10 protein-coding genes are annotated in these 14785 nt (G+C 63.2%); 8 read left to right on the top strand and 2 right to left on the bottom strand.

Annotation, left to right across the window (positions count from 1 at the left end; genetic code table 11):
• Positions 1-54 precede the first annotated feature (54 nt).
• The 7 genes from DFR49_RS03355 (at position 55) to DFR49_RS03325 (ending at position 9394) form a co-directional block, all read left to right on the top strand.
• Positions 55-1458: an efflux transporter outer membrane subunit gene (locus DFR49_RS03355; RefSeq protein WP_051743724.1), complete on the top strand. Its 1404-nt coding sequence runs from the start codon at positions 55-57 to the stop codon at positions 1456-1458.
• Positions 1458-2531 carry an HlyD family secretion protein gene (locus tag DFR49_RS03350; RefSeq protein ID WP_021246282.1) on the top strand — a complete coding sequence of 358 codons (1074 nt, stop codon included), beginning with the start codon at positions 1458-1460 and terminating at the stop codon, positions 2529-2531. Before DFR49_RS03355 ends, DFR49_RS03350 begins: the two co-directional genes overlap by 1 nt.
• Positions 2495-5278, top strand: coding sequence for a ribosome-associated ATPase/putative transporter RbbA (gene rbbA / locus DFR49_RS03345; RefSeq protein WP_404950392.1), 2784 nt, complete (start codon positions 2495-2497; stop codon positions 5276-5278). The genes DFR49_RS03350 and rbbA overlap by 37 nt, the downstream gene beginning before the upstream one ends.
• A 1-nt stretch (position 5279) precedes the next feature.
• Entirely contained in the window at positions 5280-6404 is a 1125-nt protein-coding gene (locus DFR49_RS03340; RefSeq protein WP_030090407.1) for an ABC transporter permease, read from the top strand.
• Between the two features lie 294 nt (positions 6405-6698).
• The gene (locus DFR49_RS03335) at positions 6699-7490 is read left to right on the top strand and encodes a helix-turn-helix transcriptional regulator (RefSeq protein ID WP_013846843.1); all 792 of its coding nucleotides are present in this window, start codon (positions 6699-6701) and stop codon (positions 7488-7490) included.
• Positions 7491-7683: 193 nt separating this feature from the next.
• Positions 7684-8469: a type IV toxin-antitoxin system AbiEi family antitoxin gene (locus tag DFR49_RS03330; protein ID WP_021690794.1), complete on the top strand. Its 786-nt coding sequence runs from the start codon at positions 7684-7686 to the stop codon at positions 8467-8469.
• 4 nt (positions 8470-8473) lie between these two features.
• Positions 8474-9394, top strand: coding sequence for a nucleotidyl transferase AbiEii/AbiGii toxin family protein (locus DFR49_RS03325; RefSeq protein ID WP_013846841.1), 921 nt, complete (start codon positions 8474-8476; stop codon positions 9392-9394).
• A gap of 213 nt (positions 9395-9607) precedes the next feature.
• On the opposite strand, the gene DFR49_RS03320 is transcribed toward DFR49_RS03325, so the two are convergent.
• A complete protein-coding gene (locus tag DFR49_RS03320) occupies positions 9608-9961 on the bottom strand; it encodes a hypothetical protein (RefSeq protein WP_013846840.1) in 354 nt (117 codons plus the stop codon).
• A gap of 597 nt (positions 9962-10558) precedes the next feature.
• Between DFR49_RS03320 and DFR49_RS03315 the strand changes: the two genes are divergently transcribed.
• Complete coding sequence (locus DFR49_RS03315) at positions 10559-11008, top strand: hypothetical protein (RefSeq protein ID WP_013846839.1); 450 nt, start codon at positions 10559-10561, stop codon at positions 11006-11008.
• On the opposite strand, the gene DFR49_RS03310 is transcribed toward DFR49_RS03315, so the two are convergent.
• Positions 11005-14775 (bottom strand): conjugal transfer protein TraG N-terminal domain-containing protein, encoded by a 3771-nt coding sequence (locus tag DFR49_RS03310; protein ID WP_013846838.1) that lies wholly within the window; start codon positions 14773-14775, stop codon positions 11005-11007. The two genes, DFR49_RS03315 and DFR49_RS03310, sit on opposite strands and share 4 nt — an antisense overlap.
• Positions 14776-14785 lie beyond the last annotated feature (10 nt).

Below are 14785 nucleotides of genomic sequence, written 5' to 3'. Positions count from 1 at the left end.
CGCCGCGCTCATATTACTGGCCGTTTATGCGGGTTCCGGGCCGTCATGGCGGCGATGATCGTGCCATCTTTCCTGTCCGGCTGTTCCTTCGCGCCGCCCAATGTCCGGCCGGCCCAGCCGGTGCCGCAGGACTATCCCGCGCCAGCCGCGCTGGGCGCGTCCATCGCGCGGATCGGTTGGCATGATTTCTTCCGGGAAGAGCATCTGCGTGCGCTGATCGCGGCCGCGCTGGAGAACAACCGCGATATCCGTATCGCCGCGGCCCGCGTCGATCAGGCGCGCGCGGCCTGGCGTATCGAGGGATCGGCGCTCTATCCCGAACTCAACGCCGTCGGCACCGGCACGCGGGGTCGTTCCATCATCAGCCTGCCGGGCGCAGGCACGCAGAGCTATGACATCAAGCAGGTCACCGCGCAGGTGAGCGCGAGCTGGGAAATCGATTTCTGGGGCCGTCTGCGCAACCTGAACGACGCCGCGCGCAATCGTTATCTGGCGACGGAAGAGGCGAAGCGCGCCGTTGCCACCGGCCTGATCGCGCAGGTCGCCAATGGCTATCTGCTGGAGCGCGAATATGAGGAACGCCTCGCGCTTGCCCGGCGGACGATCGTCACGCGCGAGGACTCGCTGCGGATCATGCGTCGCCGCTATGAAGTTGGTTCAGGTTCCAAACTGGAAATGACCCAGGCGCAGTTGCTGCTGGCGCAGGCGCAGGATGCGCTGCAAGCGCTTGAGCAGGACCGCGACGTGAACCGCAACGCGCTGGCGCTGCTGGTCGGGCGGCCCGTGGAGATCGTGCCTGGGCCCCTCGGTCTTGCCGAAACCGGACCGGATATCGCCCTTCCGCCGGGCTTGCCCTCCGACCTTCTGGTCAACCGGCCTGATATCGTGGCGGCGGAATATCAATTGCGGGCGGCCAACGCCGATATCGGCGCGGCGCGGGCGGCGTTCTTTCCCAATATCAGCCTGACGGGTGCCTTCGGCACGGCGAGTTCCGATCTCGACGGGCTGTTCGGCGACGGGAGCCGCGCGTGGAGCTTCACCCCGACGATCGCCCTGCCGCTGTTCAATGCGGGCCGCCTTTCCGGCAACCTCGATCTGGCGAAAGCGCGGCAGGTCGAAGCCGTGGCCAGCTATGAAAAGACCGTGCAGGGCGCGTTTCGTGATGTTTCCGACGCGCTGGTCCGGCGCCGGCAACTGGCGTTGCGGATCGACACCGCGCGCAGCTCGCTGGACGCCTTGCGCGAACGGGCTCGGCTGGCCGGGTTGCGGTTCGACAACGGGCGTTCGGCCTATCTGGAAGTGCTGGACGCGCAACGCGACCTTTTCGACACCGAACAGGCGCTGATCCAGTTGCGCCGCGCTCATCTGGCGAGCGGCATAGCCCTCTACGCGGCGCTTGGCGGGGGTCCCGCCGAAGTCGTCCACGACAGCAACGATCAAGGCGGAGAACACAGGTGATGACGGCGTCCCGGAAGACATGGCTCATCAGGGGCGGCATCGCGGCGGCGCTCGTCGTTGTAGCTCTGCTCCTTTGGCAGGTGCTCAAGCCCGGCGATTTGCCCGAAGGCATCGTCGGCGGTAACGGCCGGATCGAAGCGGTTGAAATCGACGTTTCCGCCAAATCGCCCGGCCGCATCCGCGAAATCCTGGTCGACGAAGGCGCGTTCGTGCAGGCGGGGCAAGTCGTCGCCCATATGGATACGGACGTGCTGAGTGCCCAGAGGGCCGAAGCCGAAGCGCAACTGGCGCAGGCGCTGAACGGCATCCAGATCGCGACCAGCCAGGTCGCGCAGCAGCAGAGCAACCGGGCGGCGGCTCTCGCCGGCGTCCGCCAGCGTGAGGCGGAGCTGAACGCGGCGCGCAAGCGGCTGGCGCGATCGGAAACGCTGGCGCGAGAAGGTGCGACCGCCGTGCAGGAACGGGATGACGATCAGGCCCGCGTCGAAGGCGCGGCGGCGGCAGTGGAGGCCGCTCGCGCCCAACTCGCGGCCGTCGACGCGGCGATCACGACGGCGCGCAACCAGGTGATCGGCGCGCGTTCGCAGGTCGATGCCGTGCGCGCCACCATCCAGCGGATCGAGGCCGATATCCGCGACAGCGACCTCAAGGCGCCGACGGCCGGCCGCGTGCAATATCGCGTCGCCCAGCCGGGCGAAGTCGTGGGTGGCGGCGGGCGCGTGCTCAACCTGGTCAATCTGGGCGACGTCTACATGACCTTCTTCCTGCCGGAAACGGTCGCGGGCAAGGTGGCGCTGGGCAGCGATGTACGCATCGTGCTCGATGCGCTTCCGGATCGTGCGATCCCTGCGAAAGTCAGCTTCGTTGCCGATGTGGCCCAGTTCACGCCCAAGACGGTGGAGACGCAAAGCGAGCGCCAGAAACTGATGTTCCGCGTGAAGGCGCAGATCGATCGCAAGTTGCTCGATCGCTATATCACCCAGGTCAAGACCGGCCTTCCGGGCATGGCCTATGTGCGGATCGATCCGAAATCCGAATGGCCCGCGAAACTGACCGTCAACGTGCCGCAATGACGGAAGCTGTCGCCCGCGTTTCGGGCGTGAGCCTGCATTACGGCAAGGTGCTGGCGCTCGATGATGTGAATCTTGAAATCCCCGCCGGGCGCATGGTGGCGATGATCGGCCCGGACGGCGTCGGCAAGTCCAGCCTGTTTTCCCTGATCGCGGGCGCGCGAGCCATCCAGGAGGGCCGGGTCGAGGTGCTGGGCGGCGACATGGCCGAGGCCCGCCACCGCAACGCCGTGTGTCCGCGCATCGCCTATATGCCGCAGGGGCTGGGCAAGAACCTCTATCCTACGCTCTCCATCGACGAAAATCTCGAATTCTTCGGGCGGTTGTTCGGGCAGGACGCGGCCGAACGCGAGCGCCGCATTGCCGACCTCACCGAAAGCACGGGCCTCGCGCCGTTCCGCAAGCGCCCGGCGGGCAAGCTTTCGGGCGGCATGAAGCAGAAGCTCGGCTTGTGCTGCGCGCTCATCCACGATCCCGATTTCCTGCTGCTGGATGAGCCGACAACCGGCGTCGATCCCATGTCGCGCGCGCAATTCTGGGATCTGATCGACCGCATCCGCGCGAACCGCCCGCACATGAGCGTGCTGGTCGCCACGGCCTATATGGAAGAGGCCGAACGCTTCGACTGGCTGATCGCGATGGACGCGGGAAAGGTGCTGGCCACCGGCACCGCAGCCGACTTCTATGCACGCACCGGCGAACAGTCGCTGGAACAGGCGTTTATCTCGATGCTTCCCGAGGAGCGCCGCCGCGGGCACAAGCCGGTGGAAATTCCGCCGCGCAGCGACGGCGGCGAGGCCGAGATCGCCATCGAGGCGCAGGGGCTCACCATGCGTTTCGGCGATTTCACGGCAGTCGATCATGTCGATTTTCGCATCGAGCGCGGCGAGATCTTTGGATTCCTCGGCTCCAACGGCTGCGGCAAGTCAACCACCATGAAGATGCTGACCGGCCTGCTGAAAGCCAGCGAAGGCCAGGCCTGGCTGTTCGGCCGCGAGGTCGAGAATGACGACATGGCGACGCGCCGGCGCGTCGGCTATATGAGCCAGGCCTTCTCGCTCTACTCGGAACTGACGGTCCGGCAGAACCTCGAGCTGCATGCCCAGCTCTTCCATGTTCCCGCCGAAGACGTGCCGGCCCGCGTGAGGGAAATGGCGCAGCGGTTCGGCCTGGATGGCATCATGGATGCGTTGCCCGGCGCCTTGCCGCTGGGCCAGCGCCAGCGGCTCAGCCTAGCCGTCGCCATGATCCACAAGCCGGAAATGCTGATCCTCGATGAACCGACGTCCGGCGTCGATCCGATCGCGCGGGACCAGTTCTGGCAGATGATGATCGACCTGTCCCGGCGCGACAAGGTGACGATCTTCATTTCCACGCACTTCATGAACGAAGCGGAGCGGTGCGACCGCATATCGCTGATGCATGCGGGCAAGGTGCTGGTCAGCGACACTCCCGCCGCCATTGTCGAGAACCGCGGCGCGGCGGACCTGGAAGAAGCGTTCATCGCCTATCTTCAGGATGCGAGCGGCGAGACGCCGACAGAAAAGAGGGACGATCCGGTTCCTGCGGGCGCGCCTGCCGCGGCCGATCAGGACATTTCGGCTGCACCGGCCCGCTCCCCATGGTTCATGCGGCGCCGGATGATGAGCTATGCCCGGCGCGAAGGGCTGGAATTGCGCCGTGATCCCATCCGCGCCACTCTGGCTCTGCTCGGCAGCGTCATCCTGATGTTCATCATGGGCTATGGCATCAGCATGGACGTGGAGGACTTGCCGTTCGCCGTGCTGGACCGCGACGGCACGACCACCAGCGAGAACTACGTCCTCAACCTGGCCGGATCGCGCTATTTCATCGAACGGCCGCCGATCACCGACTATAGCCAGTTGGACCGGCGGATGCGCTCGGGCGAACTGAGCGTGGCCCTGGAGATTCCGCCCAATTTCGCGCGCGACCTGCGCCGGGGCGTGCCGGTGCAGATCGGTGTATGGGTCGATGGCGCCATGCCGCAGCGGGCTGAGACCGTGCAAGGCTATGTCCAGGCCCTGCATGCCCACTGGCTCAGTGAAATGGCCGTGCAGGAAACAGGTGCGCGGCCATCGATGGGTCTCGTCAATATCGAGCTGCGCTATCGTTACAATCCGGACGTGAAAAGCCTTGTGGCCATCGCGCCGGCCGTGATTCCGATGATGCTGCTCTTGTTCCCGGCGATGCTGACGGCTTTGAGCGTGGTGCGGGAAAAGGAGCTGGGATCCATCGTCAATTTCTACGTGACGCCGATCAGCAAGGTGGAATTCCTGCTGGGCAAGCAGCTTCCCTATGTCGCGCTCGCCATGCTGAACTATGTCCTGCTGGTGTTCCTCGCCGTCACGATGTTCGGCGTGCCGTTGACGGGCAGTTTCCTCGCGATGACGCTGGGCGCTCTCTTCTATACGCTGTCGGCGACGGCCATCGGCCTGCTGTTCTCCATCTTCATGCGCAGCCAGATTGCCGCGATGTTCGCCACCGCCATCGGCACGATCCTGCCCGCCGTGCAGTTTTCCGGCCTGATCAACCCGGTGTCCTCGCTCGAGGGGGCGGGCGCGGTGATCGGATCGATATATCCCGCGACCTGGTTCGTCACCATCTGCCGCGGCGTCTTTTCCAAGGGGCTGGGGTTCGCCGACCTCTGGCCCGACCTTCTCGTGCTGTTCGCGACGTTTCCCGTCATCCTGGCGCTGTGTGTCGCGTTGCTGCGCAAGCAGGAGAGCTGATATGCGCCACGCGGCCAACATCTACCGGCTCGGCATCAAGGAACTGCGCAGCCTGTGGCGCGATCCGATGATGCTGTTCCTGATCCTCTATTCGTTCTCGGTGGGGATCTACGTCGCGGCAACCGCCATGCCGGAAACGCTGCACAAGGCGCCTATCGCGATCGTCGATGAAGACCAGTCGCAGCTTTCCAGCCGGATAACCGGCGCCTTTTATCCGCCGCACTTCACGCCCCCTTCGATCGTGGGACTGAACGAAGTGGACAAGGGGCTGGATGCCGGGCGCTATACGTTCGCTCTCGACATCCCGCCCGATTTTCAGCGAGACGTACTTGCGGGACGCCAACCCGGCTTGCAGCTCAACGTTGACGCTACGCGGATGAGCCAGGCTTTCACGGGCGGCGGCTACATCCAGCAGATCGTGCAGGGCGAAGTTGCCGAATTCATGAAAGGCACGCGTGCGAGCACGCCGGTCCCGGTCGAGCTGGCGCTGCGCGTGCGGTTCAATCCTACGCTGGCGCAAAGCTGGTTCGGCGCGGTCATGGAAATCATCAACAGCGTCACCATGCTGTCGATCGTGCTGACGGGCGCGGCCCTGATCCGCGAGCGCGAGCACGGCACGATCGAACATTTGCTGGTGATGCCGGTGACGCCATTCGAGATCATGGCCAGCAAGGTCTGGGCCATGGGGCTCGTTGTCCTGGTCGCCTGCGCTTTCGCGCTTTTCGCGATGGTGGAAGGGGTACTGTCCGTTCCCGTCGAAGGGTCGATCGCGCTGTTCCTCGCCGGAGCGGGGCTGCACCTGTTCGCCACGACCTCCATCGGCATCTTCATGGGGACGATCGCGCGCTCCATGCCGCAGTTCGGCTTGTTGCTGATGCTGGTGCTGCTGCCGTTGCAGATGTTGTCCGGCGGTTCGACGCCGCGCGAAAGCATGCCTGAGTTCGTCCAGACGGTCATGTTGGCCGCGCCCACCACCCATTTCGTGAAGATGGCGCAGGCCATCCTTTACCGGGGCGCGGGCTTTGACGTGGTCTGGCCCCAGTTCCTGGCTATCATTGCTATCGGCGCGATCTTCTTCGCCATTGCGTTGGCGAGGTTCCGGCGAACCATCGGCACGATGGCGTGAGGAGGCAGTCGAATGTCAGAACACCAAATTGCGTGGGGCATCGTAACGATGCTTCAGACTAACGATTGCCGAACGGTTCCGCGCAGGTTTCGCAGGAGAATAATACCGGCGGCGGTGTCACGGATCCTGAGCCAGGTTTTCGAAACAGCGAATCCACGATTGCCCTAGCAGCCTCACGCGTCAGCCATAGCGCTGGCTGACGGCTGTGAATGCCCCCTATCTCCCATAGGTATCACAACGGCTTCTTCTGGCACGTTTGCCGGTGCACGGCCAACACAACCCAAGGAGGATGCCATGTATGTCAATGCCAGACTGCGTGAGACACTCTCACGCTTCAATGTCGCTTCTTCAATGGAAGCGCTGCTCGCCGCCTTAGCTGATGCCGCCACGAAAATGGGCTTCCCCTATGTCGCGATGATCCAACATGGCGGCCTCCCACGCTTGGTCGAACGGGCGCTGGTTATTACCAACTATCCGGCGGAGTTCGTGCGTTTCTACACCGAGAGCCACGCGTACGTCATCGATCCAGTCTATGAGGTGAGCCAGTTGCTGGACCGCCCGTTCAGCTGGGACGAGATTCCCGGTTATGTCGATCTCACAGGCACACAATCAGCCCTGTTCGAAGAAGCGCGGCTGCATGGTCTCGTCCACGGTGTCACCGTGCCGCTCCACATACCGAGCGAATCCCATGCGTCTTGCACTTTCGCACGCGCGGAGCCGATCATGGCTTCGCCATCGCTACTGACGACGCTCCACATCGTCGCTGCCTTCGGGTTCAAGGCGGGCCTCAGACTACATCATGCCTCGCGCGGACATGACGTACCCAGGCTCACGCGCCGCGAAGCTCAATGCACGGCATTGGTCGCCGTCGGCAAGAGCGATTGGGAGATCAGCCAGATACTCGGTCTGAGCGAGACCTCGGTGCGCTATTTCGTCTCCCACGCAAAGCAGCGTTACGGCGTCTACAAGCGCTCAGAGCTTGTCGCCAGGGCGCTCATCGACGCGCAGATCCTTCGAAACGACCAAGGGATCATTGAGGCTGGACCCCGCCGCCCGCGCCACAGGGCGAAACGGCGCAGTCCTTGACAGTCCTGTCGGTGTCGCCGTGTTGCGCATCCCGTCAATTGGCCCGCGAACCGCCATGCCTAGGGCGGATAAGTGTATTGACCTACGGTCGCACGATCCAGTTTGCCGAGCTCTGATAATGCCAAGCAAGGCTTAGCTAATTTCGAAATTAATAAACTCGACAGTAGTTTCCCAATCTGTCAAAATGCATAGCATGGCTTCGCAAACATTAGGAAAATTAAACCGGCTGCAACGGGATCTCCCAGAGAGCCTGCTGGTCGACGCGGCATGGATGGAAGCCCATGGTTACTCATCATCGCTGCGGAGCCAATATGTTCGCGCGGGATGGCTCGATAGCCCGACCCGGCGCGTCTATCGCCGCTCGCGTGGACCGCTCACCTGGGAACAGGCCGTTATCTCACTGCAATCCCTGTTGGACCTGCCTTTGACAGTTGGCGGGCGCACAGCGCTCGAACAGCAGGGCTACGCTCATTATCTCTCCATAACGGTGCGCGAAGTCCATCTCTATGGGCCAAGCCGGCCGCCGACATGGCTCGACAGCCTGCCACTCGATGTCTCGTTCCGCTGGCATAACAGCCTCCGGCTGTTTCCAGTCGACGGCGAGATTCCTCCCGAGCCTGCGCCCCGGATGTCCAGCACCGCCGGCACGACCTTGCCGATCCGCTGTTCGAGCAAGGAACGCGCCGTTCTCGAACTGCTCGATGAGCTTCCCCATGAGAGCTTCCATCAGGTCGACATGCTGATGGAAGGAATGAGCGACCTCAGCCCACGTCGCCTTCAGACACTTCTTGAGGCGTGCGCGAGCGTAAAAGTGAAGCGTCTCTTCCTCTTCTTCGCGGATCGCCATGGCCATGCCTGGCGTTCGAAGCTCGATGTTTCCCGCCTGGATCTCGGATCGGGCAAACGCGTCCTGGTCAAAGGAGGGAAGCTCGACCGGCGCTACAACATCACCGTGCCCTCCGACCTGGCGGGAGAATAGCTGTATGGCGTTTCTCGACGGCTACCGGAGACAGGTCGCTCTTCTTCTGCGTGTTATGCCTCACGTCGCGAAGGAGGATATCTTCGCGCTGAAAGGCGGAACAGCGATCAATCTGTTCGTGCGTGACCTGCCGCGACTTTCGGTGGACATCGACCTCACCTATCTGCCGATCGAGGACCGCGCGACCTCGCTCGCCACGATCGATGCGGCGATGCTGCGGATCAAGGAACGCATCGAGGAAGGACTGGTCGGAGCCAGGATTCATGCGTCGCGTTCCGCTGACGAAAAAATCGTCACCAAGCTCATCGTTCGTGCGGATGATGTGCAGATCAAGATCGAGGTCACGCCAGTGTTGCGCGGGACGGTCTATGATCCCGTCGTTATGGGTGTCGTTCCCGCAGTCGAGGACGCCTTTGGTTTTGCTGAGATTCAGGTGGTGTCCTTCGCCGATCTCTATGCGGGAAAAATCGTGGCGGCGCTCGACCGGCAGCACCCTCGCGACCTCTTCGACGTCCGCGACTTGCTGGCGAACGAAGGCGTCACAGACGATTTGCGACGTGCATTTCTCGTCTACCTCGCCAGCCATAATCGCCCGATGGCCGAGGTTCTCGCTCCCGCCCGTAAACCGCTCGCCGAGGAGTTCGAGCGCGGTTTCGTCGGAATGACTCACCAGCCGATCACTCTGGCGGAACTGGAATCAGCGCGTGAAGACATCATCGCGTGCATGGTTGCCGGGATGCCTGACACTCATCGGCAATTCCTTGTCGGCTTCAAGCGTGGTGAACCGGACTGGGCGCTTGCGGGCATTGATGAGGCGAGGCGACTGCCCGCGGTTTTGTGGAAGCAACGTAACCTGGACCGGTTGGACCCTGGCAAGAGGCAGGAGCTTGTTGCCGCGTTGGAGAAGCAATTGCTGCCGGGATAGGTCAGGCGCCCCTCCGACGCCTGCAGGTCAGCCTGTTTGCGGCGAGCAGCGCGGAAGGGTGGTGGTTAGGTGAAGTGCGGGAGCAGCGAGGAAAGGGTGGAGGTGATGGGAGAGGGAGCCGCTCGCGTTTGGGACCAGCAGGTACATTGAAGGCTTACGGTTCGACATGGATTTTGGCGGAATGGCCGGGCAATGTCTTTCCGCCAGCGCTGGCTATATTCTTGGTGATGCAGGCGCGCGAACATAGCGCACAGCGTGGTCGAGGCGCTCCGCCGCGTCGGCCTCGCTGATGCGGAGGCGGCGTGCGATCTGGCCAACGGTAAAGCCGTCATTGCGATGAAGGAACAAGGCCCGCATGGTCAGGTGCGGTAGATCGGTAAAAACAGAATCCCATACCTCGCCTTCTTCCCCCATCTTGCCCGACGACCCCATGACCCTCTCAATCACATCGTGGAGATCGGCAGCAGCGGGTTCCTGCAAGGCGTATAGGATCGCCAAGGACTGCTCCATCATTTCCAGCGCTTGTTCTTTTAATTCGTCGTTGCCCGGCTCGTTACCGCTCCCCATGCTCTCACCTCCTTCTTAGTTGCAGAGGAGCATGACAGAAATCGCGGGATTTTCATCAACAACAACCCCCAACTTGGATATTGTTGTGCGCTGGCTCTTTGCGCGAAGGTGCCATGCGCTATTTTATGGTTTCCGAGCCGTTAGCCGGACTTCAGATTTTGAAAACATCATGACTGCCAGCCTTACAGGTCGCGCCGCCGCTCGCATCAGCGGAGGTGCCGAGAAGGGGGTTGCCCGGGGATGGAGATGCTCGAGATATGGAAAATGCACGGTCTCGTGCCGACCTTGTAAGTCATATGCCCAGCAGAAGCGGCTGAGACGCAGTCCGTGTTGGACACCGCAAAAGCTGTCCCAACCGCGACATTTACCGGAACTGGCAAGAACGACCGTCATGCATTGACATTGGTGACGGTTATTGCGGCGGCGCCAATACCCTCTCTCTGGAATTGACGCCGCCACATCGATCCCTGTTCGCAAAGATGGGTCAATGCCGATAGATTAGAAGCGTTGTTCCCAATCGGTTTCCAGATCGAGCCGATTCACAAATGATGGAACACCGACAGAATTCTGCTATAGTCCTCCAGTGAGGATATAGCGATGAACAACGCCGCCCATATTCAAGCGCCCGAACCGGCATCGCCTCGGCTGAAACCGGCCGATTGGCTTTGGCGTCCGTGGTACGCGAAGCTGTGGTGGTCGGCAATTCCGGTCTGGTGGATCGGCATGGCTGCATCGACCAGGATCGCGCCGCTTGAGGCGTTCTACGACAGCGCGGCGGCCGGTTTTCTCAACGTCCTGTTCTTCCCGATGATGGCGCTTATGGTGCTCGGAATCGGCTATGCACAGCATTGGCTCGCGCAGTTTCCAAAGCAGGGTGACGGAACTTCGCTGTCCGATGAAACGGTAGCTAGAATCGCCGATGTATGGGAGGAGCATGATCGGGCAATGGAGGATCTCCATGCCAGCTCCGATATTCTCGATCCGAGGTCTGGTGCATTGTGGATCGGAAATCCTTTGAGCTCTCACTGGCCTCACAAACGACTTTAACGCTTCTTGAAGCTACTGTCCCCGTCGCCGGGGCTGTTATCGAGATCGGTCGAGAACCGACCACTTTTCAGGACGGAATTCTGTTCGATTGAGGTGAGCGGACCGGTGATATCGAACGTAGCTCGCCCGGAATCCGCATCCTGCAGGTAGCGATTGCGCATCCCGTTCGGGCCAAGAATGCGTTCCGATAGTTCGCGCGAGAAGGCCGCTTCCGGGCTGCCGGAGCGGGCAGCCGCCCGTTCAGCCGCTGCTATTGCATTGCGGACGTCGTAGTTCACGATATCAATCGCTGACTGCGCCGTCTCGCTCGTGGTGCCAACGTCACGGCTCTCAAACCCAAGACTCCCACCGACACGCCCCGATGTGGAGCGTCCCTTTTGGGTGATCGGGCTTTGGTTCGATTGTTGCCCTTTGCCGCTAGGTTGTCCGCGACCGCCCGTCGCTTCCGACTCATTGGCACTGATAGTGCCGCCAACATGAGCGCCGATAGTGGTCCCCATCGTGGTCTGGTCCTGCGCGGATCGTGAGAGCCCGCGCTGCCATCCGGTCTGCGCGATGATCGCCTGGACGTCGCGCGTAAGCGTATCGGCCACCTGCGGGTTAAGCCGCCAGTTGCCATGCCGATCCATCTCGAACCCGCCGCGCAGCCAGTTCTGCATCATCGCCTGGCCCTGTTCGCCGCTGCTGAGGAAGTGTTCAATGGTGTCAGGGCCTGCCTGCTTGCCCGCCTCGAACCGCGTGGAGGTGTCGTTGCGTGCCGATTGCTGGAACCCGACCGAGCTGGAGACGAGAAGATCGTTGTCGGCGAACGAGAACCTTGCCCGCCCGCCATTGGCGACCGCGCCGAGCTGGCTTTCGTTGATGAGCCCGCCACGCCACATCTGCGCCGCCGTCTCCGGGGTAAGATTGAGGCTCAGATCGCCATTCTGCGCCATGGCGATCTCGCGCTTCGACATGTCCACCCCATGATCGGCCAGCAACTTCTGCATGCGGGTCAAGCGCTCATTGTCGATGATCCGCGTCAACCGTTCGTTGCGGGCGCGATCAGCGATGCCTGCCGCGCCGCCTTCGGCCATATCGACCTGATTGCCGGCACCCTGGCTGAGCGTGCGGATGAAGCTGTCGAGATGTGCGGCCTGTCGCACCGACATGCCCGCCGCGGCCGCGCCTTCCGCGAACCCGGCGTTGTCGGCCTGCCGCCGCTGCTCACCGATCCGGGCGGCGGACCGTGTCCCGTCGTGACCGACCTCACGCTGCGCGTCGAGCTTGCCCGACCGTTCGGCAAAATCGAAGCCCGCTGCCTCGCGGGTGCGCCCATAGACGCTGGTGCCCTCGCGCGCGGCCTCGGCGGTCGCACCGTCGGCGGTGCCGACCTGCACGGCGGCATTGTAGGTTTCGAGCGCCCGCATGACCTGCGCTTCATTTCTGCCCGTTGCGCGCGACAGTTGGGAAATGGCGGTGGAGCGAGCCTCTCCGGATAGCGCGTTGATAAAGGCGACGCGTCGGGAGGTTTCCTGAACGGAGAGGCCGAGCATGGAGGAAGCGTTGCGCTGGCCCTCATTGCTGCCGGTCCTATGCGCCTGCTCGGTCGCGACATTGCCGCGCTCGATCCGCCTTACATTGTCGCCAGCAAAATCGCGCCTGCCTTCCATCGCGCCGACCTGGATCTGCGCGCCGGTCAGATCGTTCCTCAGCATCTGCTCCTGGTCGAAGGTATTAGCGATCAGCTTGGCGAAGGTCGGATCGGCCGACGCCTGCGCGATCACCGTCGAGGCTTTGAGCGCGGCATCCTGCTGGTCGTAGCCGCTCCTCTCGAAATGCCGCTGCGCGCCGGACAGCATCATGTCATAGGCGCGCGTATCCCCGAACGCCTTCCACTGGACCATCTTCTGCGTGAAGGCCGCGAACGAACGCTCCCCGGACTGTCCCTCTCCAAAATAGCCGGTGCCAAGGCTGCGGAGCGCATCCTTCTCCGCGAAATTGTGGATCGCGCTGGTCGCGGCATTGTCGCGCACGGCGCGCACGGTCGCGGGATCGGTGAGGCTGCGGCCGGTGAGGGCAGGGGAGAGCCCGCCCAGTTCGCGCGCCGCATCGAGCTTGCCCATGCCGAATGCGGCCGTTCCGCTGGCGCCGCCGCCATGTTCGCCGAGCACGCTGCTCGCCGCACCGAACGCCCGGTTGGCGCCGAAGGTCGAGCGTTCGCCGAAGTCCCCGAAGTTCGAGGCCGCGCCCCGGCGCGCCATCGTGCCCGCGGCCCCCGCCTGCGCCTCGAGCGCGCCGGCATAGCCTTCGCTGGTGGCAAGCGGCGCGGCCGCCGCCGTGCCCTGACCCTGCACACCGAGCGCGCCGGATGTGAACGAGGTGAACACATTGCCGGAGAACCGGAAAACCGTGAACACGAAGGCCCCGGCGAGGCCCGCGGACGCGGTGCGGAAACTCCCGAAGATCGCAAGCGCCTTCATCGCGGACGACGGCGCCAGCATCCAGGCATTCGCCGCGACATGGTTGGCGCGCATCTCGGCCAGCACATCGGTCGCGCGGCCCAGCGTCAGCTGATAGATGCCGGCGTCGATCACGCCCCAGAGCGCCACGAAGACGAACAGGCCGAGGGCGAAGCTGGCGACGCGCAGGTTGATCGGGGTCAGGATGAAAAGCAGCGCGACGGGCATCATGAACAGCATGATCCCGAACACGGTCGCCCGGATCGTCGGCATCCACTCGTTCGCGGTCGACATGGTGGCGAGGCCAGACGAGACGACGGCGCGATTGGCCATGACGCGCGCCGCCGTCGCCGGACTATCCTCGAACAATACGTCGCCCACCGTGCTGCCGAGCATCACATTGGTCAGGAACTGCTGGAGCGAGAGCGGCGTATCCATCATCATCTGGCCGAGTTCGCCGATGTTGGACCGGCAGCGCTGAAGCTGTGTCGCGTTGCCGATGTCGTAGCCGGTGCGGGTGCAGACCTGCGCGACATAATTGTCGAACAGCGCAGGTTCGGAGAGGCGTGTCGAGATATGTTCCCACGCCTCGTTGCAGCTCACCGTCGTGCCGCCCTTGTCGGTGGACGTGAACACCGTGCTGAAGGTCGCCGGCCCCGCCATCGCGGCAAAGGCGGCAGGAAGATCGGTCGCCGTGCGGAACAGCTGATCGTCGTCGACGCCATAGGCGGGCGAGACGCGCGCGACCGGATAGCATTGGCGGACATAGTCCTTGATCGTTGCGTCGAGGAAGGTGTCCGTCATCGGCCCGCGCGGGGATGCGGCATTGAGGAACAGATCGAAGCTGTGCCCGCCCGCGCCGAACTCCAGCTTCGCATGGGGATCGGTGGTGTTGTCGTCGATCACTTCGGCCAGCGCGCGTTCCATCATGTTGGTCATGCCCGCGACCAGCACGATCAGGTTCGGCACATCGCCGACCGGCTGATAGGCGTTGCGGACGCGGTCGTAGACGTGGACCGTGCCCGTCGTCGCGACCAGGCCGACGAACAGCCCGACCCCGATCAGCATCTGGAACCCGAAGGCGACCAGCCCCATGCCTTGCCCGCGGATGCTCGCGAGCAGCACGCCGAGCGCGATGCCCACCACCGCGACGATCAGCACCAATGTCTCGTAACGCGAATCCCCGAAGATCATCGAGACGAGGCGGAAGGCGTCCACCGTCTCCGCAAAGCCGTCATAGGTGTGGAAACTCGCATCGATCGCCAGCGCGGGACTGGCCGAGAAGAGAGCGATCAGGACCGAGATCGCGCGAACTAAGCGGTGCATGACGCGGCCC

This window comes from Hephaestia caeni, from assembly GCF_003550065.1.
GTDB lineage: Bacteria > Pseudomonadota > Alphaproteobacteria > Sphingomonadales > Sphingomonadaceae > Sphingomonas > Sphingomonas caeni_A.
Note: the sequence above shows the minus strand (reverse complement) of the source record. Positions and strands in the feature narration are given on the sequence as shown.